General features: G+C 49.2%; 11 protein-coding genes. 8 read left to right on the top strand and 3 right to left on the bottom strand.

Features of this window, described 5'->3' with window-relative positions; all coding sequences use genetic code 11:
• Positions 1-166: 166 nt before the first annotated feature.
• On the top strand, positions 167-3,595 hold the full coding sequence (locus ACYVAM_RS11860; protein ID WP_461067170.1) for a HEAT repeat domain-containing protein: 3,429 nt from the start codon (positions 167-169) through the stop codon (positions 3,593-3,595).
• Between the two features lie 418 nt (positions 3,596-4,013).
• Entirely contained in the window at positions 4,014-6,758 is a 2,745-nt protein-coding gene (locus ACYVAM_RS11855) for a bifunctional YncE family protein/alkaline phosphatase family protein (RefSeq protein ID WP_461067168.1), read from the top strand.
• On the opposite strand, the gene ACYVAM_RS11850 is transcribed toward ACYVAM_RS11855, so the two are convergent.
• Positions 6,755-7,303, bottom strand: coding sequence for an RNA polymerase sigma factor (locus ACYVAM_RS11850; RefSeq protein ID WP_461067166.1), 549 nt, complete (start codon positions 7,301-7,303; stop codon positions 6,755-6,757). The two genes, ACYVAM_RS11855 and ACYVAM_RS11850, sit on opposite strands and share 4 nt — an antisense overlap.
• A 245-nt stretch (positions 7,304-7,548) precedes the next feature.
• Between ACYVAM_RS11850 and ACYVAM_RS11845 the strand changes: the two genes are divergently transcribed.
• The 6 genes from ACYVAM_RS11845 (at position 7,549) to ACYVAM_RS11820 (ending at position 22,258) form a co-directional block, all read left to right on the top strand.
• Complete coding sequence (locus ACYVAM_RS11845) at positions 7,549-8,088, top strand: heme NO-binding domain-containing protein (RefSeq protein ID WP_461067164.1); 540 nt, start codon at positions 7,549-7,551, stop codon at positions 8,086-8,088.
• A gap of 3 nt (positions 8,089-8,091) precedes the next feature.
• Positions 8,092-10,944, top strand: a complete 2,853-nt coding sequence (locus ACYVAM_RS11840) for a PAS domain S-box protein (protein ID WP_461067162.1) — start codon at positions 8,092-8,094, stop codon at positions 10,942-10,944.
• Positions 10,941-11,633, top strand: a complete 693-nt coding sequence (locus tag ACYVAM_RS11835; protein WP_461067160.1) for a LytR/AlgR family response regulator transcription factor — start codon at positions 10,941-10,943, stop codon at positions 11,631-11,633. The genes ACYVAM_RS11840 and ACYVAM_RS11835 overlap by 4 nt, the downstream gene beginning before the upstream one ends.
• A 382-nt stretch (positions 11,634-12,015) precedes the next feature.
• A complete protein-coding gene (locus tag ACYVAM_RS11830; RefSeq protein ID WP_461067158.1) occupies positions 12,016-16,599 on the top strand; it encodes a nitric oxide synthase oxygenase in 4,584 nt (1,527 codons plus the stop codon).
• A 1,000-nt stretch (positions 16,600-17,599) separates the two neighbouring features.
• Positions 17,600-20,731 (top strand): SusC/RagA family TonB-linked outer membrane protein, encoded by a 3,132-nt coding sequence (locus tag ACYVAM_RS11825; protein ID WP_461067156.1) that lies wholly within the window; start codon positions 17,600-17,602, stop codon positions 20,729-20,731.
• Positions 20,732-20,794: 63 nt separating this feature from the next.
• Positions 20,795-22,258, top strand: a complete 1,464-nt coding sequence (locus tag ACYVAM_RS11820) for a RagB/SusD family nutrient uptake outer membrane protein (protein ID WP_461067154.1) — start codon at positions 20,795-20,797, stop codon at positions 22,256-22,258.
• 276 nt (positions 22,259-22,534) lie between these two features.
• Here the strand turns inward: ACYVAM_RS11820 and ACYVAM_RS11815 are convergent, their stop codons facing one another.
• Positions 22,535-22,942, bottom strand: coding sequence for a hypothetical protein (locus tag ACYVAM_RS11815; protein WP_461067152.1), 408 nt, complete (start codon positions 22,940-22,942; stop codon positions 22,535-22,537).
• A 135-nt stretch (positions 22,943-23,077) separates the two neighbouring features.
• Positions 23,078-23,908 (bottom strand): alpha/beta hydrolase, encoded by an 831-nt coding sequence (locus tag ACYVAM_RS11810; protein WP_461067150.1) that lies wholly within the window; start codon positions 23,906-23,908, stop codon positions 23,078-23,080.
• Between the last annotated feature and the right edge of the window lie 46 nt (positions 23,909-23,954).

The following is a 23,954-nucleotide window of genomic DNA, read 5'->3' as shown; positions in this document are numbered from 1 at the left end:
GTGAAAACATATTTCCAAAATAAAGTAGTGTGAGCCGGGAAATGCCTTTCAACTGCTGGGATGGAATACCAATTTTCAAGCTTGTGAGGCTGCGTGTTAAACCACTTTCTACACCAGACCAGCCAGATCGACGTTCCATCAATAGACTTGTTAACAGCTGTTTAGAATGAAAAAAGGCAAGGCATTTTTAGTCGCAAACAAAAAAGTAATCTGGCTGTGCGCGCTGGCTCCGATGCTGGGGCTGCTCGGATACCAGAACGAAAAAGACCCTATCGACCGGCGTATCAAGCGAATGGCTCCCGAAAAAGCAGCCGCTCTGGCGAAGGCCATCGAAGCGACGGTAACCCCCGAACTAGCCGAGGGGCTGACCCTTCGTTTGTGGGGCGTGGATTCGCTGGTTGCCGATCCAATCGCCATCGACACTGACGAAAACGGGCGGATCTATTATACTCGAACGAACCGGCAGAAAAACACCGAGTTCGATATTCGCGGTCACCAGGATTGGGAAATCGAATCGAACCGGCTGCAAAGTATCGAAGATAAACGGGCGTTTCTCCACCGGGTGCTATCGCCGGAGAACAGCAAGAAAAACGACTGGCTGAAAGACCTCAACGGCGATGGTTCCCACGATTGGCGCGACATGACCGTTGAGAAAGAAAACGTCTTCCGGATCGAAGATACGAATGGCGACGGCGTTGCTGATCAGACGCAACTGGTCGTGGACGATTTTCATGATGAAGTGACCGACGTAGCCGGGGGCGTAATGATCAATGGTGACGATTTGTACGTTGCCGTTGCGCCCGATCTGTGGCGCATGAAAGACAAAGATGGCGATGGTATTGCCGAAACAAAAACGTCCATTTCGCACGGGTACGGCGTTCACGTCGGGTTTGGTGGGCACGGGATGTCGGGGATTGAAATGGGCCCCGATGGCAAAATCTACTGGCAAATCGGCGACATTGGTTTCAATGGCAAAGGACCGGATGGCAAGAAATGGGAGCACCCAAACAGCGGTGTCGTTGTGCGGTCGAACCCCGACGGCAGTGACTTTGAGGTTTTTGCTCATGGCGTCCGGAATGTCCACGAGTTTGTTTTCGACGAATACGGCAACCTGATCAGCGAGGATAACGACGGCGACCATCCGGGCGAGAAAGAGCGGCTGGTGTACATCGTCAACGGGTCGGATACGGGCTGGCGCAGCAACTGGCAGTATGGTAAATACCGCGATCCGAACAACAACACCTATAAAGTCTGGATGGACGAGCAGATGTACAAACCGCGCTTCGAGGGGCAGGCAGCTTACATCACCCCAACCATTACCAACTATGTGAGTGGTCCGGCAGGGATGCGCTATAATCCCGGCACGGCCCTGAGCCCGGCCTATAAAAACATGTTTTTTGTGGCTGAATTCGTCGGAAACCCGGCCAAATCAGGCATCCACGCATTCAAACTGAAGCCAAAAGGAGCCTCGTTCGAGTTGGGTGAGGAGAAAAAGGTTTTGGGTGGTGTGTTGGCCACGGGTATTGATTTTGGCCCCGACGGTGCCTTGTACGTGGCCGACTGGATCAATGGCTGGGATGCCAAAGATTATGGCCGTATCTGGAAGCTGGACGATAAAGCCGGGGCTGGCTCCGCTGATCGTCAGCGTACCAAAGCATTACTGGCTGAGAAATTCGCTGCCCGTTCTGAAACGGACTTAGGCGAATTGCTGAAGAACCCGGATATGCGTGTTCGGCAGAAAGCCCAGTTCGAACTCGTTAAACGGGGTACGAAAGGCGTCGATGTATTGACCGCTTCTACTAAACAAACCGACAACCAGTTGGCCCGTGTCCATGGCATTTGGGGAATCAGCCAACTGGCTCGTCAGGACAAACAATATGCTAGGCTGTTGTTGCCTTTATTGCAGGATAAAGACGCTGAGATTCGCGCGCAGGCGGCTAAATGGTTGGGTGATGTTCGGTATAAGGAAGCCGGTGATGCCCTGATTCCGGTCCTGAAAGATGCCAACAGCCGCACGCGCTTCTTTGCTGCTGAAGCCCTCGGGCGGATCGCCTATGAACCCGCCATTCAGCCTATCATTCAGCTATTGGAAGCCAACAACGACGAAGATGCCTACATCCGCCATGCGGGTAGTCTGGCGCTGGCCCGCATTGGCAAACCGGCTCCCGTAATAGCCTTGTCGAGCAGCCCGTCGAAAGCCGTCCGGATTGCCGCCGTGGTTGCCCTTCGTCGAATGAACGATCCGGGTATTGCTACTTTCCTGGCCGATAAAGATGAATTCGTCGTGACGGAAGCTGCTCGGGGCATCAACGATGACTTATCTATTCCGGCGGCTCTGCCCGCACTTGGGAAGGTGATGCAAAGCACAAGTTTTACCAACGAACCATTGATTCGCCGGTCCATCAACGCGAATCTGCGGGTTGGTACGCCCGAAGCGATGCAAATCCTGATCGACTATGCGCAGAAAGAAGGGGCTCCTCTGGCGATGCGCGCCGAAGCCATGGAAGCGCTGAGCACATGGGCAAAGCCATCGGTTCTGGACCGAGTCGACGGGCGCTATCGGGGGGTGATCGAACGTGATCCGACCCTGGTCAAAAGCAAAACGGCCGACCTGTACACCAAACTGCTGACGCACCAGGAATTAGCACTGCGGCTAAGTGCCATCAAAGCAATTACAAAACTAAATTTAACGGACGCTTCGGAACCCTTATTCGGCCGGTTGACGGGCGACAAGGAAGCGGTTGTGCGGGTGGCTGCCCTGCGGGCGCTGGCTTCGCTAAACGACAAGCAACTGAGCAAAGCGATTGAAACGGCACTGGCCGACAACGAGAAAAGTGTGCGCGTGGCCGGACTGGACTTAGTGGCTAAATCGAGCATGCCGAAAGATCGCATGGTGACGCTGCTTTCCGAGGTGATCAATAACCGCACAACGGAAGAAAAACAGGCGGCTTTGCTGACACTCGGTAAATTGCCTGTTGCCAATTCGCAAAAGGTATTCGATCCGTTACTGGCCAAACTGTCGGCGGGTACGCTCTCCCCCGAGCTTCAACTGGAGCTGGAGGAAGCCATCGAGAGCAGCCATTCGCCCCAGTTGACATCCCGGTATAAAGCCATTACGGCCAAGCTATCACCCGATGCGCTGGCGGCATCCTACAAGGGTAGTTTGCTGGGTGGAGAGCCCGATTTAGGTCGCCGGATCTTTTTCCGTCACCAAACGGCGCAATGTATTCGGTGTCATTCATACGATGACCTGGGCGGTAATGCCGGTCCGCGTCTGAACGGCGTAGCCAGTCGGCTCACTCGTGAGCAGTTGCTCGAAGCCCTCATCAACCCAAGTGCTCGTCTGGCTCCCGGCTTTGGAACGGTTAATCTGACGCTCAAGAACGGCAAAACCGTCAGCGGTATCCTCCAGGGCGAAACCAATTCCGAGGTGATGGTAAAAGTAGGTGACCAGCCCGATACGGCGGTTCGGAAAGATCAGATTGCTAAACGCGTCAACTCCCCGTCGAGTATGCCCGAAATGAAGTACCTGCTCACGAAGCGGGAAATTCGGGATGTGGTTAGCTTTCTGTCCACGTTGAAAGAGACGAATTAGGAAAAAAATCAGTCAGGTACATCGACCCGTAGTCGTAAACGAACAGTTTATGACTACGGGCTTTTTTTTTGTATTCTGAATGATAAAGCGCAGGAATAATGATCTGTTATTTCATTCTCGCCGGGTTAAAACCCGGCGCAGTTCATCTGGCATCTGGCGGTTGCCTTTTGCGCCGGGTTTTAACCCGGCGAGAACGAAAAATATTGGACCTTATTTAGTGCAAATCAATCATAAAGCTCGTAGTTGAGCTTTGTGATTGTCGATCATACTTAGGATTCGTGTGGACAAGGACCACCGCAATAACCACCCTTTACGCCCATGTTATCCATAAAAGAAATCTTTTTTTTACGTGAATTTGGCCTTAGCTTGGTCGCCATTATGGGTTTTTAGTACAGTACCAACCAGCTCTTTTACTCTCATGAAAATCAACGTTGCGTTAGTGAGTTACGGTCTTTTTACGCTAACCAGCCTGTTTTTGCTGGGTGGGTGCCATCATGTTGGCTCCATCGGAAGTAAGTCGGGTAAGCTTACTTCAGCCTATAAAACACCAACCGACGACGGCCCCCTGGGCGATACATCGCCATTTCTGATGCCCTATAACCGCATTATCGACGGGGCAGGTCAATCTGTTAGTTTTGGCGATGCCAGCGTTGAAAACCATAGCCTGGATGCCGTGTTGCTGCCCGATCAGAAGACACTCGTGGTCGAAGATCGTTTTGGTATTGCTTTTTTTGACGTAAAACAGCGAAAGCTCATTTCGCGCTGGGAGTATAACAAAGGCTCTGATCTCAAAGGGAGTATGAGTTCTTTTTCGGGCATAAAAGCCATCGTTCACCACGATTCAACCTATATTTTCTGGGGTGCCGGTGGGCGTGGAAAACCTAATTCACATGTCATGCAGGTCGCCTGGGACGGCACGCGTGCCCGCCTGATTCGGGCTATTCCCTTCTCGGCTATTGCGCCCGCCACCATTGCCTTGCCCAACGAAGTGGTCCTGAAAGAGGAAGCTGGCGAGTTGATGTTATACACCGTTCTTAACGGAAATAACCAACTGGTTAAGCTCCGGGTGAATGATCAAAAAGTAATCTGGACAGCACCTACGGGCGTGGCACCCTTTGGCCTGACCATTCTTGGTACAAGAGCCTACGTAACCAACTGGGCCGGGCCGGTTCCCGATTCAACCAATGGATTCGAAACGGCCGGTATCCCCTGGGGAAGCGCTTACATCGATCCAAAAACGGGTGCCATGGCCCGTGGTACAGTATCGGTAATCGACGTAACGCAGGGTAAAGTGGAGCGGGAACTGTCGGTCGGGCTGCACCCGAACGCCATTGTCAGCAGTCCTGATCAGAAGTTTCTGTACGTAGCCAATGGCAACAGCGATCACGTGTCCATCATCGACGTTCCGGCTCAACAAGTCGTTGATTCCGTTTTCGTAGGCTTATACAATCGGGGAAACGGCTACATTGGCAGCACACCCAATGGCCTGGCTATCAGCCCCGACGGTACCACGCTGTACGTAGCCAATGGGCTGGATAATGCCCTTTGTGTTGTTGGGTTAGGCAGTAGAGCATCCACTGCCGGTAAAGGCGGCAATACGGTTAAGGGCTATATCCCGACGCAGGCCTATCCGGCGGGACTGGTGCTGCATAACAATGAGTTATACGTGACTAATCTGGAGGCCATCGGGCCGCGTATTGCCAACCCGGTCGATCAGGGTGGACAGGGAAAAAATCCATCGGGAGGCACCCTGAAAGCTTATAACTCGCACAAGCAACTCGCATCCATATCGTTCATTCCGGTTCCTGATCAACAACAGCTGGATGCGTATACCGAAAAGGTAAAAAAGCTTAGTCTGCAATTCCGTCTGGCCTTAACCGAGCAGGTTCCCCGCCTGAATAGGGCTCCCAGACCCGTACCCGAGCGCATTGGCGAGCCGTCGGTATTCAAACACGTCTTGTACATCATTAAAGAAAACCGGACCTACGATCAGGTCCTGGGCGATTTGCCGCAGGGCGATGGTATGCCCGAGCTATGCATTTTTGGGGATAGCATTACGCCCAATCAGCACCAGCTGACGAAAGATTATCTGCTGATGGATAATTACTATGTTTCCGGTAAATCATCGGCTGAGGGGCACCATTGGGCCAGTGCGGCCATGGTTACCGATTACACGGAAAAGAGCGTACGGGCCTGGTTTCGGAGCTACCCACACGTGCTGTACGATGCCATGGTATACGACAAAAAAGGGCTGATCTGGAACAATGCCCTCGATCATGGTAAAACCGTGCGCATTTATGGAGAAGCCTGTTCCTGCACCTACGATAAGAAAGAGTATAACTGGAACAAGCTGTTTCAGATGCGGCAGGAAAGCAAACCGTTCTCATTTACCAATACAACGACTATTTCGCGGGTGAGGCCCATACTGGCCATGAATTTCCCGGGTTGCGATGACGAAACGATCAGCGATCAGATGCGCGCCGATGCCTTCATAAAAGAACTCAACGAAACAGCCGCCAACCCCAGTGCCGACTTACCGAACCTGATGGTTATGTCGTTACCCAATGACCATACGTCAGGCATGAGCCCTGGTTTCCCGATTCCACGCGCCATGGTGGCCGATAATGATCTGGCTGTGGGCCGAATTGTGGATGCTGTAACACACAGCCGGTTTGCCGCTTCGACCGTTATTTTTATTACGGAAGATGATTCGCAGGCGGGTTGGGACCATGTGTCGGCCTACCGGACAACGGGTTATATTGTCAGTCCTTATTCGCGGTTACAGAAAACGGTTCATACTAATTACAACCAGACGTCGGTCGTTCGAACGATGGAGCAGATTCTGGGCCTGCCGCCCATGAACGTTATCGATGCCACCGCCCTGCCCATGTTCGACTGTTTCACCGATAAGCCTGATCTATCTTTTGCGTTCAGTGCATTGCCTAACCGCGTTGCTTTGACCGACATGAATCCATCGCCAACCGGGCTGAAAGGGGCGTCGTTGCGGTTTACCAACCAGTCGATCCGCTACGGGTTTCATCAGATCGACCGGGGGCATGACGACCTATTGAATCGAATTTTATGGTTTACGGCCAAAGGTAAAAAACGATACCCCGCCTGGTTGGCTGGTTCGGAGGAAGACGAAGACGATGACGATGACTAAACCATTGCCGTCTGGCACAACTGCTTAACCTTGGTTCGCGACCGTTTGAGCCTCATTTTCACGGCGCTTTCTTTCAAATTCAGTTGAAGGCCAATCTGGCTCAGCGGTAGGCCATCCTGGTACTTTAATCGGAGTACGATAGCTTCCTGCGGGGAGATGCTGTTCATGACCTGGGCAAGTTGATACAAGCTGTGATCAACCTTCTCAGCCTCTTCGGTACTCGTACAATAGTAGTCTATATCGTCGTTTAAACAGGTCGTTGTCAGTCGCTTGGAGCGCTTGATCTGATCGAGGCAATAATTATAGGCAAGGCTATACAGCCAGGTTGAAAAACTGGAGCGTCCGTGAAATTGGTCTAAACGAGCGAAAAGGCGGATAAAAATATCATGGGTAAAATCCTGGGCCTGTGCAGCATCTTTCGTTATCGAAAAACATTGATTGTAAACTTTCCCCGCGTACCGATTATAAAGGTTTTCAAAGCAACCCGTGAAGTTTGCGTTTAAATGTTGACGGATCATTTCTTCATCACTCAGCGGAATGTTCATAGAGAGGTGTAGGTATGGTTTTTGACGGGTGGATTGGGTATTTCAACTACTGCAAACATGTCCTTTAAACATAACACACCGGGTAACTTTTCGATGAACTGCACATTTTGCCGGTTTTTTGGTAAAAACAGGTCTTTTTTAGGACATATTTAGTTAAATTTATGCATAATAATGTATCAAATTGTTACTATATTGCGCTATAAAATCACTTATTATCAGGTCTCATCGTACGGATTTATACTTAAATGAAAGGGATTGTTTTTACCGAGTTATTAGAAATGATCGAAGAAAAATTCGGTTATGAATTAGTTGACCATTTACTTCAGGATAGCAGTCTTCCGTCAGGAGGTATCTATACCGCCATCGGTACCTATGATCACGCCGAAATGGTGATACTGGTTACCAATTTGAGTAAGCAAACCAAGGTCCCCGTTTCAGACTTGTTGCGGGCCTATGGGCAGTATATGTTTACGGCCTTTACCCGAAGTTATCGACCTTTTGTCGACCGGGCCGATTCCGCTTTTAGCCTACTTAGCTCCGTTCAGCAATATATTCATGTAGAAGTTCGAAAGCTGTATCCTGATGCCGAACTTCCCCATTTTATCATTGAACAGCCCTCCGAGAACCACCTTCGTATGCATTATACATCGGAGCGAAAACTGGCCGATTTTGCTCATGGGCTCATTGAAGGTTGTCTGGCCACATTTGGTGAGACGGCAACGATCACCAAAACCATTCTTGTCGAAGACGGAAGCCAGGTTCTATTTGATATTGTGAAGGCGTAAGGTATGGAGGACATCGATCTACTAAAACGGCGGCTTGTCCGCGAAAAAACAGCTCGATTACAGGCCGAAGCTATTCTGGAAAAGAAGGCGCTGGCGCTTTACAACGCCAATGAACAGTTGTTGCACTTAAATGAAAATCTGGAGCAGCAGATCCGCAATAAACTGGCCGAACTTCGGGAAAGCGAACAGCGCTATCGCCAGCTTATTGAGTCTGTTCAGGATATTATTTATAAAATTTCGCCCGCCGGTTATTTCACCTTTGTGAGCCCCGTTGTTGAAAAACTGCTGGGCTATACGGAAGCGGAGTTTCTGGGAAGCCACTTTACGGACTTTGTGCTGGTTGGTTATCGGATGAAGCTCATCGAGTTTTATCGGACAATGATGACCGAACGGCAGGATAGCACCTACAACGAGTTTCCGGTTGTGGCAAAAGATGGGCGTGTCGTCTGGATCGGACAAACGGTCAGGCTCATCGAGCAGGATGGCCAGACGCTGGAACTGGTGGCGGTGGCACGCGACGTGTCGGACCGCAAGCTGGCCGAAATTGAACTGGAAACCACCCAAACGCGGCTATCGACCCTTATCACTAACCTACAGTCGGGCGTGATGGTTGAGGATGAGAACGGACGCGTCATTCTGGCCAACCAATTGTTCTGCGACCTGTTCGAGATTCCGCTCACGGCCAACGAACTGATTGGCTACAACTGCTCGCTGGCACGCCAACAGGTTAAGCCCCTGTTTGTGCATCCTGATGCGTTCGTCGACCGAATGAATGAACTGCTGGAAAACCGGCAGGCCCGTGTCGGCGAAGAAATCAGTATGGCCAACGGGCGTATTCTGGAGCTGGATTACATTCCCATTTTCCTGGATGACAACCAGTACATGGGCCATCTCTGGAAATACACCGACGTCACGGAAAAGTATCAGGCACGGGAGCTAATCCGTCGGAGTGAAGAGAAGTACCGGGGCATCATGAACAACATGGAACTCGGTCTTTTTGAGGTAGATAATAACCAGATCATTGTTCGGTCCTACGAGCGCTGCTGCAAAATGCTGGGCTATACCGAGGAGGAAATGATCGGTAAAAATGCAACAGATCTGTTGGTGCCTGCCGAGTTTGTCGCCGTTGTTGACCGGCAGCAGGAAGAGCGGAGAAAAGGGAATGCGGGCTCTTATGAACTGCAGTTGATCAAAAAAGACGGTAGCCGCATCTGGGTACTGGTGAGTGGCGTTCCGATTCTCGATGAGAACGGGACGATTGTCGGGTCGATGGGCATCCATTACGACATGACTGAGCGGAAGCAGCTTGAGCACGAACTGGCCCGGGCTAAACGATTTGCGGAAGAAGCCCAACAGGCCGAAAAGCAGTTCTTTGCGAACATGAGCCATGAAATTCGCACGCCACTCAACGCCATTATCGGCATGTCGCACCTGCTCTTCGATACACAGCCGACCCAGCAGCAGCGCGAATACATCGACATTCTGAAAACATCGGCCGATTTCCTGCACAGCCTCATTTCGGACCTGCTGGATATGACAAAAATTGAAGCCGGCCGGATTGAGATTCACGCCCGGCCGTTCGATCTGGCCGGGTTGCTGCGGAGTACGCAGAAAGTATTCCAGATGAAACTCCAGAATCGGCCCATTTCGGTGGATGTATGGCTGGATGCCCGAATTACCGATGAATTCATTGGCGACGATGTGATGCTGAATCAGATCCTGTTGAATCTGGTCGGAAACGCGGAGAAATTTACCGAACAGGGCAAGATTCAGATCACCGCCCGAATTAGTAAAGAAGAACAGGATAGGCAATGGGTTGAGTTTACCGTAACCGACACCGGCGTTGGTATACCTGCCGAAAAGCTGGATATGGTTTTCCAGAAATTCAAGCAGGTAAATCCGAATGGGTTCAAGCACAAAGGGACCGGTCTGGGCCTCGCCATTACGAAAGAACTGGTTGAAATTCAGGGTGGTACTATTTCAGTAATGAGTCAGGTTGATGTCGGTAGCTCGTTCACGTTTGTGGTGCCTTATGTTAAGTCGCTGGTGCCCGCCGAGCAAAATAACGCCGATAGACAACTGACCCAGGTTGATGAACTGAAAACCTGTAACGTGCTGATTGTGGAAGACAACCTGATGAACCAAACCTACATTGGTAGTCTGCTCAACAAATGGAACATACCCTACACGATGGCGTCGGACGGGAAACAGGCTGTCGAGCAAGCGAAAAGTCAACGATTCGATATTATTCTGATGGATATTCAAATGCCCATTATGAATGGATACGAAGCAACGGTGGCGATTCGGAGCACCCAGAATCCCAACCAGAACACGGCCATTATTGCGCTAACGGCCTCGGCCATGCTTGATCATAAAAGCGTAGCCATGGAGGCTGGCATGAACGACTTCCTGACCAAGCCCTTCGAGCCGAGTCAGCTGTTGTCGGTTTTACAGCGGTTCGCACCCGTCGAACAAATCCGTAGTGAGGGATGTATCTTATTCGATGAGGCCCTCGACCGCCAGCGCTTATCGGAATTATACGGTGGTGATGCGGCCTACGCATCGGAAATGTTCGCCATGTTCTTAACGGACATTGTGCCCGATATACGCAAGTTGCCTGGTATTTGTGAGACGAAAGATTGGCCTAATCTGGCCAGTGCTGCCCACAAATTAAAGCCGACGCTGGCTATGGTTGGCCTATCGAATCTTGAGGAGAAAATGCGCCGGTTGGAGAACAGCGCCCGACAGGATAAAGACCTGGATCTGATCGAGGAGTATTGCCACGACTTTATGATCGAGATCGATAAAGTGCTGCCCATTTTGGAAACAGAATTACAAAAGCTTTCGCAGGTATGAGTCTGAATTGTATAATTGTAGAGGATGAACTCATGTCTCGCAAATCGTTGCAGCGCCTGTGTGAGCAACATAGTGCCCTGGAAGTACTCGCCGTATTTGATAATGCGGCAAGTGCACTCGATTTCCTGGCTGAACAGGATGTGGATCTGATTTGGCTGGATGTAGAAATGCCGGGACTGTCGGGCTTCGACTTGCTGGAACAGTTGCCGTCTATACCGTATGTGATCTTAACGACCAGTAAGATCGAATATGCCTTCGAGGCTTTTCAGTATAATGTGACCGATTACCTGAAAAAGCCGATCACCTTGCCTCGTTTCAACATTGCTGTTGAAAAGGTACTGGAGTTGAATGCACGCCCTAAAACGAACTCGTCGGACGAGCGGAAAGAGATTTATATTAAAACCGACGGGCGCTACATCCGTTTGCCCTTCGATAATATATCCTACATCGAGAACACGGGAGATTACGTCAAGATCTTCACCAATACGCAAACGCACATTGTGTACACAACCATGAAGTATCTGGAAGAAAAACTGGGCCTTCGGTTCCTGCGTGTACACCGCTCCTACATTGTCCATCTGGATAAAATAGTCGATATTGAAGATAATACGCTGGTAATCAGTAATAAAGTTATTCCCATTAGTCGGGCGAATAAACCTGAGTTAATGAACCGGCTCAATCTATTATAACACCGTACAGGGCTGCTCCGAAAAAAGTAGCCCTATACTACGGGTAGAAATCTGGTTAGCTGATGATTTTTCGGGTGTGGCAAATGGGTAATAGGTACGCACTTCTATCGAGCTTTTAAACCCTTCGCAACCTCCATCAACTGCTGGAAAGGGCTGTTACAGCAATGGCGATTTATTTCCAGTGGATGATCGATGGGTCTGATTATTGTTTGCTCTTTATGGCGATTAAAAGAGTAGTAGTGTTGTAAAAAATATATTAGCAATATTTTAGTTATTAAACGGACTAATTGGTAAAGTAGTTAATATAGGGGTAAATTTAATCTGTCTATCCAACCCACCTGCTTTTTTATCCCTGCGTTCTACTTTACGAAATAACTATCTTGTGTCTATCTCTACCAATACCCCGGATAAAGAACCACAAACTGGCGCCTTGAGCGTGGTTCGTATCACAGAAGTTGTGGCCCTGGACTATCCTGAAGATGGGTATGAGTACCGAGGATTGATTCAGGCACATGATAATTCGGGGGCTATCTCGCGGGAGCAGATTCTGCAGATAAGGCGCAAGCCGGAGTGGTTGGTCAATGGTCGGCACGAAGGTTCTGGCGAACTTTATATAATTTTGCAGTTCCGGCAGGAAGGTAGCCAGCACTGGCATGAAATTGATCAACTTATATTGCCTCTGCATACACAACCCGACGGACAGAGTAGTACTGATGTTTATTTACCATTAAGGGGTTGGCAGGAGGCTCCTCACATGCAGGTTCGTATTCGGATGACCCGAGAGCTGGCAGAAGACTCGGCACCGTCCCCATCAATGCATTCGGCTAACGATATCGCAAACGCAACTCTAGCAGGCTGTCCCTTTTTTGCACCGACAACGGCCCCCGTTCAGGCGGCCAGAAGGGCAACTGAACGTACCCTACCAGAAGACGTCACGGATTTACCCCATCTGACAGCACCCGAGCAGGTGCTGGTGAAAGATACCTGGAACAAGTTTCTGGCTTATCAGGACTTGCTCATTGAACTGTTCTTCGAGAGGCTTCTTTACGAAGAACCTGAACTGACCGACCTCTTTGGCGATGCCGTGGACCTGGTGCCCGCCTACTTTGTCACCCTGTTCGATGTGAGCGTTCGGCGGCTGATGCCTCATAGCGAACGAATCCTTCGCGAAAGTTACCGGGGCATTTATCCTGAACCAGTTGAAGGGCCTAAATCGGTTGAAGACTATGTGGCGCTGCTGGCCGACCTGGGCATGCGCCCCGAACACTGGCTGACGGCTCGCCGGGTGTGGACCTGGACACTGGATCATGTGCCTCATCTGGAAGAGTACGACCGCGAAAACCTGGCTAAAGGGACGAATTCGGCCATGTACCGGTTTTTTACGATTGTTATTTTAACCCCCGCTTTGGCGGCTACCAAGCAGTACGAAGAGGCTCTGACACCCGATATGATTCGGGCAATGAGGCAGGGAGGAGATCGGCTGGCGGCTGATGCACGCATTATTGGTACCGATTTCTACCATATCCTGTTTCAGACACATCCCGAAATTATTCCGTTTTTTGGCCGTACCGACGTCGACAGTCTGACCGAGCACCTGATGCAGGCAGTTGCGTTTCTGGTTCGGTCGCTGGATAGTGGCCTCAATATTGTTCAGGAACTGCGTGACCTGAGTCAGGTTCACACGAATTTTTCAGTGCCACCAGAAGCTTATCCCAAACTGGTTGGGCCCATGATGACGGTGTTGAAAAAGTACATTCCTGACTTTACTGCCGAACAGGAACATGCCTGGGGCATCCTGCTCAACCGGGTGACCAATGTGCTACGGCAACCCATGATCAATCAGCAGCGCATACTGGCTAAAGCAAAAGAATACATTGACCTGATTGGCGGTGAACTGGCCTGGGATGCCGTTGATAGTGAACGTCGGTGGGAGGAGATCAAGCGTGAGATTCAGGCAACCGGAAGTTATACGCATACCTACGAAGAACTGGCTTATGGTGCTCAGCTTGCCTGGCGGAATTCGGCCAAATGCATTGGCCGAATTTCGTGGCGCAACATGATTGTGCGGGATGTACGCCATGTTACCGACCCCGACGAGATGTTTCGGGAATGCGCTGAACACCTGCGAATGGCCACCAATGGCGGTAATGTGCAGATTGTGATGAACGTATTTCGCCCCAAAAAACCAATGGAACGCTGGGGGCCACGCATCTGGAACAGTCAGTACATTCGCTTTGCGGCCTACGAACAGGAAGACGGGTCAGTCCTCGGCGATAAGGCGAATCTAAAATTCACCCAAACCCTTATTCGGCGCGGATGGACGCCCCCGGCCACCAAAACGGCCTACGACACGTTGCCACTCGTGATTGATGTACCTGGCCAATCGCCCAAGATGTATCAGTTCGGCGACGATGATATTCTGAAAGTATCCATTGAGCACCCGGCTTATCCGGCCATGAATGCGCTTGACCTTAAATGGTGCGCCATTCCCGCTATTTCCAACTTCCGGATGGATATAGGAGGAATTCAGTACGGCTGTGTTCCGTTCAATGGCTGGTTTATGGAAACCGAAATCGCCCGTAACCTCTGGGAAGACGGACGTTATGAAAAGGCCGAAGCCATTGCCCGCGCTATAGGACTGGATACGTCCAGTGAGCAGACCCTCTGGCGTGACCGGGCGTTTCTGGAACTGAATGCCGCTGTTCTGCACTCCTTTTCCAAAGCCAAAGTAACCCTGGTCGATCACCAGACCGCAGCTCGCCAGTTTTTAACCCACGACCTGCGCGAAAAACGGGCCGGGCGCGAATGCCCCGCTCAGTGGTCCTGGGTGGTTCCGTCGGCGGGCGGGAGCGTCACGCCGGTCTGGCACCACGAAATGCGGGACTTTTTTCTCAGTCCGAGCTATCATTATGCCGCCGATCGGTGGGTGGTGATCAATGATGAATTGATGACGGCCGACGAGGAGGATGGAACGGAACTCTCGGGAACGAGCCGAATGCAGGTTCAGGCACTTCGACCCGACCGGACTACAGCCCCCGAACATCGGCCCCAGCGGATTCTCATTCTGTATGGTTCGGAGACGGGTACGGCCGAAAGCTACGCCCGGAAAACGGCGCGTCGGCTGAGTCGATACCATCCGCGCGTTATGGCGCTCGATGAATATACCATTTCACACCTGGGTCAGGAAGATTTACTGCTCGTTGTTACATCTACCTTTAGAGAAGGTGATTTGCCGGGCAATGCTCAGAAGTTTCACGCCCGAATTCTGGCGCAGCCAACCGGTGCATTCAGGCAACTGAACTTCTCGGTTATGGCCCTGGGGAGTACCGTATACACGCATTTCTGTGCCGCTGGGGTCACACTCGATCGCGAATTGGCGCGGGTGGGTGGCAACCGCGTCATTGCTATGCATCGGGGTGATGAGATAAAAGGGCAGGCAGATACATTCCGGAAATGGCTCGATCTGGTGGCCCGCTTGCTTGGCGAAGACCCAACCAGCGTTGACCTGTCGACCACAGCCGACACGCGTCTGCAGGTTTCTTTTCTGGATCCCAGCCAGGTGCCCTCCATGGCTGAGGCTGATGCACTTCGACATCAGAAACTACCGGGCTGTGTCGTTCCGGTTGTCGAGAATCGGGAATTACTGAAAAAAGTGATCATCGGTAGCCGCTCGACACGGTTTATTGCGCTCGACATCAGCAATACGGATCAGACCTATGAAACCGGCGACCACGTGGCGATCTACCCGCAGAACCCGCCTGAGTTAGTTCAACGACTGGCCAATCGGCTGGGCGTTGATACCAATGCCTGGTTTACTACCTCGCTCATCGATAGCCGGGGAGTGAGGGTTCCGGGTGAGCATGCCTACCCGGATCCTGTACAGGTAGGGCAGGTATTGACCGAAGACGTAGATCTGACCATCCGTGAACCTTATGACGAGCTGTTTAGTGCGATCCTGAAAACGGCTCAATCGCCAACGGATAAAAACCGGCTGGAATCCTGGCTGGAGATATTAGGTCGGAATCAGGAAGACAATGAGGAGTATAAGGCCTTAAAGAAGCACATTGCCGATACGTTTCCGACGGTAGCTGATCTGCTGGATGTATTTCCATCGGCCCACTTATCGTTCGAACAGCTTATTGAGTTGCTGCCCAGGCAGAAACCCCGTTTGTATTCTATTTCATCGTGCTCATTGGTTCACCCGAAGCAGATCCACCTCACGGTGGGCGTTGTTCAACTGACAACCGACTCGGGCAAGGTGATTTCGGGGCTTTGTTCCAACTACCTGGCAGGGCTGACGCCTGAGGGAAATGCGCGGGTAAGAATGTGTGTGCGTTCGTCAACATTCCGGCCTCCTGTCGATCCTCACGCGCCCATGCTGATGGTAGGAGCCGGCACGGGGCTATCGCCCTTACTGGGCTTCCTGCAACATCGTGAAGTGCAGCTTCGGGCATTGCATGAGTCAAGTTATCAATATGTCAATGGTCATGAGTTCATCACCCCTGTGTCGGGACCTGTTGGGCACGCCCGGCTGTTTTTTGGCTGTCGAAATTTGAACGATTACCTGTATCAACAAGAATTAGAGACCTGGCACGAAGCGGGCGTATTGACGCATCTGGATGTAGCTTTCTCCCGACTCGACGAAGAAAAAATCTACGTGCAGGATTTGATCGGCCAGCGCAGTAAAGACCTCTGGGATGTGCTCTCTCAGCCTAATTGCCACTACTACGTTTGTGGCGATGCACAAATGGCCGACGATGTATTTGGGGTACTTATGAACATTGCTAAAACAACAGGCGGCCTGTCGCATGCCGAAGCTGTCAACTTCTTCCGGCAAATGCAATCCGAAAACCGATTTGTGATGGATGTATGGGGTGTATTACTCAACTTCCAGCGATCCCTCACAGATCTTCAGGAGGCAAAGTATACGCAGGGTGAGCGCTGGCTGGAACGGGTTTCCGTTTAGAATAGCGATATAAAAGATACTGATCGATAGATGGAACGCGGGTAACGTGGGCCAGGTAGATGTCAACCGCTTTAGTGGCGTTGATCTGCTTAGTCCATGTTGCTCGCCTTCCATCTTTTTTATGCCCTCATTTTAAGTATGGGCTGTTAAAAGCAGCTCGTGCGATTGTATTTAATGAAGGTAAATTTAATTTATAGTTACTATCTAAATACTCATTTTATACTATGGAGTATTTATAAAAAGTTAAACTAATTTAATAATTATTAAAAAATAGAAAGGCAAATTTATAAAGTATAGGCCATCTAGTTTAGGAAATACCCCTGGTATTTCCTCTTTAAAAAAAACTACCCTTTTGTCTAGGCAGTGTCTGTAACTTAGTTTCTGCATTTTCTGATTAATTCATAATTGTAGCGTTATGATTAGTAAACCTGTTTATAATCAGGTAGATAAAATATTTTAATAAATTTTTAATTTGTATTTATTATTTTAAGAATAATCTTTGAATAGTAAAATTTTAATGATTCATTTATAAGTACATTGGTATTAATGAGTAAAATACCTACAAGATAATTGTAACATTACTTAAGTATTTTTTGGTTATTGCTTCCTATTTTTTAATAGAATGACAATGCTTAATTCCAGGAGGGATAATGAGATTAAATTAATTATTAACTAAAATAACATCTGATTTTAATTAATTCAACAGGAGTAAGCCACGGGTAGATAACTGCTTACTGATAGAGGGTCTACCGCAAGAATCTTGTTGCGGATAGCAGTATGCTATTTATTTATCTAATCAACTGCTTTAATTAATAGAAACGATTATCATTAATCGAAAAAATTAAGTAAAAATCTGTTAACCGATTCGTAAAATTCGCTATTGAAAGAATTAGCTGTGTTTTATAATAAATGCCTTTTTCTGTTTAAATGACTGTTTAATAGCTCAATTGTGTAGTAAGATTGCCTTTGCTTTTGTTTAATTTTTAACCTATTCAAACGTATGGAAAATGCTGTACATTTTTCTGTGTGGAGACTGAGTAAAATTACCCGAATATGCTTGTTTGGCTTATTACTGGTAAGCTCATTCGTTTCTGCCGGAGTTTTGCCCGGATTTCGTGCTGGTGCAGACATTACAATTCAGGGAAAAATAGTGGATTCAGAAAGACAGTCGCCTATTCCTGGCGTGAATGTTCTTATCAAAGGGACGTCGACGGGAACAACAACGGACATCGATGGAAATTACAAGATTTCCGTACCAAATGAATCGGCTGTACTGGTCTTTAGTTTTGTTGGATTTAGTAGTCAGGAAGTTAAGGTGGGTAATCGGACAGCAGTAGATATCAGTTTAGTACCTGATTCTAAATCGCTGGGAGAAGTGGTGGTCATTGGGTATGGCAGCGTAAAAAAATCAGATCTGACGGGCGCCGTGGCCACCATCAAGGGGGAGGAATTAATGGATAAACCTGTGCCCAACGTCTCGCAGGCTTTACAGGGTAAAATAGCTGGGGTTGAAGTAAGTGTCAACAGCAATGCACCGGGGGCAGCCGCTAAAGTCCGGGTGCGCGGGCTTGGCTCCATCAACTCAAGTCTTGATCCACTCTATGTGGTCGATGGTGTCATTGGTGTAGATGGTAACGCCATCAATCCCAATGATATAGCCTCACTTGAAGTGTTGAAAGATGCCTCATCTACCGCTATTTATGGCGCACGTGGCGCCAATGGCGTTATTCTTATTTCGACTAAGCGGGGTAGGGTAGGTGGTACCCGCGTTTCCTATGATGGCAACGTGAACATAAGCGATTTATACCGCCATGTTCCGACATTGAACTCAGATGAATTTGTTAAAACGTACAATCTTGCCTTTGCCAACGGAACGAAATTTGATCCGGCAGGGGGCACATGGACACCCCAGGCGCCCCTCAACCATACGACGTTCCCCTTATTATTCGATGCAAACGACAAGCCTTTATACAATACGAACTGGGAAAAGGAGGTTTATAAACCAGCTTTCTCTCAAAACCACCAGCTTAATTTTCAGGGCGGTTCAGACAAAACATTGTATAGTTTGTCCGTGGGTTATTTGAACCAGAATGGGTTAATGATCACGTCTAATTTTAAGCGATACTCAGCAAGACTCACATTAGATAATACTATAAATAACTGGCTGAAAATTGGGGGCGCTGTTTCGTTGATCAATAGTCAGCAACGATTGGTATCGGATGGAAATGGCGGCCTAAACGTGCCCCGGATGGTCTCCGAAGAAGTGCCCATCGTACCCGTGAAATATCCGGATGGTACGTGGGCTGGTAATAATGATATTCCCGGTTTGGAAGGTGGGCCTAATCCTGTCAATATTGCCAATAACCGGTATACAATCAATAATACATTACAGGCGATCGGTAACGTTTATTTGCTGGGCCATATAACAAAAGATCTTGATTTCAGAACAGACTTTGGGTATAACCTGAATGCACAGAAAAACAATTTCTTTTCTTCGCAAAATCTTGCCCACTTGTCAGCTGATCAGGGTGGCGTTGCTAACATCAGGAACTACACAAATAATTACTGGCAGTCTGAAAATTACCTGACCTGGAATAAAACGATTAACAGCCACCAGCGATTTACGGCATTGCTTGGTGCTTCCTGGCAGCAATATAATCAGCAGACCAATTTTGTAGAAACCCAAAATTTCATTGATGATATTTTTCAATGGCATGCGCTCGGTTCGGGAGCCGTAAGAAGTTCATCTACTTCAAGCGATTACAAGTGGACAATGAACTCTTATTTTGCCCGGCTGACCTATAACTTAAATGAAAAATATTTATTTACGGCCACTGGTCGATACGATGGTTCATCTAAATTCGGCGCTAATAATAAATTCGCCTTTTTCCCTTCCGTTGGTGCCGCCTGGCGCGTATCGGAAGAAAGTTTTCTGAAAGGAAATAAGAATATTAGCAATCTAAAAGTTCGGGCGAGTTATGGGTTATCCGGGAACCAGGAAATTGGCCAATACCAATCCATCGCCCAGATTCAGCCGAACACAACCGTATTAGGTGGCGCTCTTCAGTCTACGTTATTGCCAAGCTATCTCGGAAATCCCAATTTGAAGTGGGAAAAATCATTGCAGTTTGATGCGGGGCTTGAATTAGGCATTCGTGATAATATCAATCTGACGATAGATTACTACAATCGAGTTACGAAGGACCTTTTATTACAGGCTCCAATTCCGTGGTCGGCGGGTGAGCAGACTGCCAGCGTGTACCAAAACATTGGTTCTGTGCGAAATTCCGGCATCGAAATAGCGCTGAATACGGTTAACGTACGACACGAAAATTTCACTTGGTCGACCAACTTTATTTTTGCTTCAAACAAAAATAAAATCCTGAAGCTAAATAATGGGAATGCCGATATTTTTCCCGGTCCCAACTTTCTGGGCCAGACCAATATTCTGCGGGTAGGCGAGTCGATTGGGTCATTGTATGGGATGACCCGGCTGGGAACATACAGCACGGATGAGGCCGATCTGGCCGCTCAGCATAACCTGAAACCCGGCGACCGCAAATACATCTACAACGCCGATGGTAGTAACTATTACAGCATCATAGGCCATACAACGCCAAAGTGGACCGGTACGTTTAGTAACACAATCAAGTATAAAGCCTGGGATTTTACGTTCGACATTCGGTTTGTGCAGGGCATTAATACAGCCGCTACCTTCAAACACTCGACGGAAGATCGGCAAACGATTGCCAACAGTCTGGCTACGGTGTTAGACGCCTGGACGCCCGATCACCAGAACACCATGATCTCGCAGGTTCGTAACTACAAATTTGCGCAGGATTCCCATTTCGATACGTGGTGGGTAGAAGATGGGTCATTTATTCGGGGCCAGAACTTTATTCTGGGTTACTCGCTGCAAAATGCCGCTCTACAACGGCTAAAACTGAATCGGCTACGGGTGTATGCGAGTGTGCAAAACCTGTTTGTCATTACTAAATACACAGGCTACGACCCTGAGGTAGATACGTTTAATGCCGCTTACGGAGCAAACAGTTCGTTCTCTCAGAACCTCGACTTTTTTGCCAATCCCCGGCCGCGCGTCTGGAATTTAGGCGTAACCCTCACTTTTTAACTCGTAAGTCTGAAAGCTATGAAAGTGCTCAAACATATTGTATTGGCCTCATCACTGTTGACTTTGAATTCCTGCAAGGACTTTTTACAGGAAAATCCAACGGGCTTTATCACGCCCGCGTCAACGGTATCGAGTGTTAAAGTTGCTCAGGCCTACGCCAATGCTGGCTACGCTAATTTGCAGGGGCTGTTGTCCGGGCAGTCCGGTTCCTATGGAGGCAATACCTGGAATCTGCTGGAGTTTATGACCGGGAAGGCCAACAGCGATCTGGGCCAAACCGGGTTTATCAATTTCGAGAACCTGAGTTATAACAACACGTCGTTTTATGTGGATACCTGGTGGCAGCAGTTGTATCTGGGCGTAGGTGCCTGTAATCTGGCCATTCAAAGCATCCCCACCATCAACGCCAGTGGACTAACGGATGCCCAGAAAACGAATATGCTGGCGGAGGTACATACCCTGCGGGCGCTGTACTATTTCTATCTGGTCAGGATGTATGGCGCGGTGCCCAGTGTCACCACCGTACCCACAGATCTGAACCTGAATCTGGCCCGTACACCAGCTAAAGATATTTACGACAAAATCATTATCCCTGACTTGCTGCTGGCTGAAAAATCCACCCTGCCCTGGCAGGACAATACAGGCCGGGTATCCATGGGGGCAGTCGAGTCCATATTGGCGGATGTCTATCTAACCTATGCGGGTGCGGCCATCAAGGGCGGTGCTCAGTTCTATGCCGAATCAGCGAAACGTTCGTTGAATGTCATTCAGAATGGAGGCTATACGCTGTTTCCTAACTACACGGATATGATTAACCCGGCCAACAAAAACATGGGTGAATTTATTTTTCAGGTGCAGTATGCGGCCAGTGTTCCCTCCACCAACCCGCTAACGTCGCTGACGATTCCAAACTATTCGGGTATCTCGAAATATGCCGATGAATATGGGTCGGTTTACCCGACACCTCAATTTGTGAAATCGTTTCCCGCGGGAGACAAACGGGCGCAGGAGAAGCAATTCTTTTTCACCAGTTATCCGAGCATAAAAACGGGACAGGTGGTAACCTTCAAAAACGCCTATATCTATAAATGGTTTGATGTCAACGCAGTTACCAACACGATCAAGTCTGACCTTAATTATACGTTATACCGGCTGGCAGATGTGTATTTAATGTATGCCGAAGCATCGAACCGGGCGGAAGGAGCGCCGAATGCGACGGCTATCAGTGTTGTCAACAAGATTCGCGCACGGGCTACGCTCGCTCCCATTGGCGCATTGAGTCAAACCGCTTTTGAACAGGAAGTCTGGCTGCAGCGCTATTTTGAGCTATGTTTTGAGAACAAAATGTGGTTCGATATGATCCGTACGCGGAAAGTACACAACGATGTAACGGGGAACTGGGATGATTTTGTTGGTCACAAAACCGTTTTTGGCTTTACATTCGGCGAAAAGCAGTTGTTATTCCCTGTCCCTAAACAGGAGTCCGATGTAAACCCAAATCTATTGCCCAACAATACCGGCTTCTAACGTGAGTAATGGCTGTATATATTGAATGCTGATCCGTTCAAGCCCATGCTGTAGGCGAATACAGTATTTTTTAACCACATCGGACCGCCGAAGTGGAGCCACAACGTATACAGAGATTTATTCGGGTAGAAAGTAGCCCGTTAGACCTCTGTGTGCTTTGTGGCTCCGCTTCGGCGGTCCGATGTGGTTAATGTTTGATCGACTTTTTCCTTCAGGGCGACGAATGGTTGCCCATGAGCTACACTAAGGGCTATTTAAGCCATTTCCCACGTTATTTTAGTCTAATTCCGGCGAACGTCCGTATTTCTCCTTTTGGATTTTCAGCCATTCTTTAACGGTTCCGCCTTTCGTAAAATGGTCGTCTTCGTCCTGAATCTCCTGGTCCCACTCATAATCGGCTGCAAAACGCCCCTGGGCGGAGATCGTCATCTGAATGCTATTGGCTGGCGGATTTCCTTCGCTGGCGCGATTCGTAAATAACTCGGGAAGGACTTCGATTAGCTCATCAGGAAATTCGGTCGATAAGACCTGGGCTTCCCCCGACGCATCTAGGTACGTCCCATCGCACTCGGCTTCATTGGTCGATACCAGATAGCGGATGTTGAGTTCGGCAATGGTCCAGGGCTCCGTAATGATCTCGTGGATCGCCCTGGTCAGTAATTCGTAAATAGCTTCAGTTCTCATTGATTTAGTCGTGATTTACCGCGTCAATACCCGATTTTGGGCGTATGTTCTGGCAATCCATACACCGGTAACACGGCTTTTAACTAAAGTATTCTTTTTCGGGTCGATGTTGACCGGCGGTCTGCTAAATGCCCGTCAATTTGCTTTGGGTCTGTCGAAATACTGCCGCATAAACAGCAGTTGATAGGTAACGGCATTCGTCCAGTACGTCCAGTTATGGCCACCCGGTCGGGTTATGTAGTCATGAGCGATATTTCGTTCCAGTAGCTTGTCGTGCAGGTTGTTATTGACCCGAAAGAAAAAGTCTTCCGTACCGCAATCAACGATCAGCGCCAATGCGCCCGGGGTAAGTAGGTAAAGTAGATTAATGACCGTATTTTGCTCCCATCGCTCCGGAAACTGCGCGTAGGGGCCCAGGCGTTTGGCCATATCCCAATTGTTTGGGAACGGTCGAATATCGACGCCACCACTCATACTACCAGCCGCGCCAAATACGGCCTGATGTCTGAAGGCCAGGTATAAGGCACCGTGCCCACCCATACTCAGGCCCGTAATAGCGCGTCCTGAGCGGTTTTTAATGGTTTTGTAGTGCCCATCGACCCAGTTTACCAACTCATCGGCCACATAAGTTTCATAGCGGAACGAAGGGTCGGCCGGGCTGTCGAAATACCAACTGCCGACATTGCCATCCGGACAAACGATGATCACTTTATGAAGATCGGCGGCATTGCTGATGGTAGGTACTTTTCTGGCCCAATCGCTGTAATTGCCACCGTAGCCGTGGAGCAGATACACAACCGGAAACTCCTGCCCAATGGAATACGAGTCAGGCGTAACGATAACCGCTTTAATCGTCTTCTTCATCGACGAACTATAGGTATTGACTGTGTCGACTTTGGCCGCCTGAGCAGCAAGGTGCATGAAGGCTAAAAAGCCGACAAGAATAAAAGAACGCAGAAGAGTCATGGAAGTATGCTTTCGAAATACTCCCGAAATAAAGCGATTTAGCCGT

Source organism: Spirosoma horti, from assembly GCF_054776595.1.
Note: the sequence above shows the minus strand (reverse complement) of the source record. Positions and strands in the feature narration are given on the sequence as shown.

Coding starts and splice junctions, on each gene's coding strand:
- ACYVAM_RS11860 (WP_461067170.1), top strand. CDS start 167: ATGAAAAAAGGCAAGGCATTTTTAGTCGCAAACAAAAAAGTAATCTGG.
- ACYVAM_RS11855 (WP_461067168.1), top strand. CDS start 4,014: ATGAAAATCAACGTTGCGTTAGTGAGTTACGGTCTTTTTACGCTAACC.
- ACYVAM_RS11850 (WP_461067166.1), bottom strand. CDS start 7,303: ATGAACATTCCGCTGAGTGATGAAGAAATGATCCGTCAACATTTAAAC.
- ACYVAM_RS11845 (WP_461067164.1), top strand. CDS start 7,549: ATGAAAGGGATTGTTTTTACCGAGTTATTAGAAATGATCGAAGAAAAA.
- ACYVAM_RS11840 (WP_461067162.1), top strand. CDS start 8,092: ATGGAGGACATCGATCTACTAAAACGGCGGCTTGTCCGCGAAAAAACA.
- ACYVAM_RS11835 (WP_461067160.1), top strand. CDS start 10,941: ATGAGTCTGAATTGTATAATTGTAGAGGATGAACTCATGTCTCGCAAA.
- ACYVAM_RS11825 (WP_461067156.1), top strand. CDS start 17,600: ATGGAAAATGCTGTACATTTTTCTGTGTGGAGACTGAGTAAAATTACC.
- ACYVAM_RS11815 (WP_461067152.1), bottom strand. CDS start 22,942: ATGAGAACTGAAGCTATTTACGAATTACTGACCAGGGCGATCCACGAG.
- ACYVAM_RS11810 (WP_461067150.1), bottom strand. CDS start 23,908: ATGACTCTTCTGCGTTCTTTTATTCTTGTCGGCTTTTTAGCCTTCATG.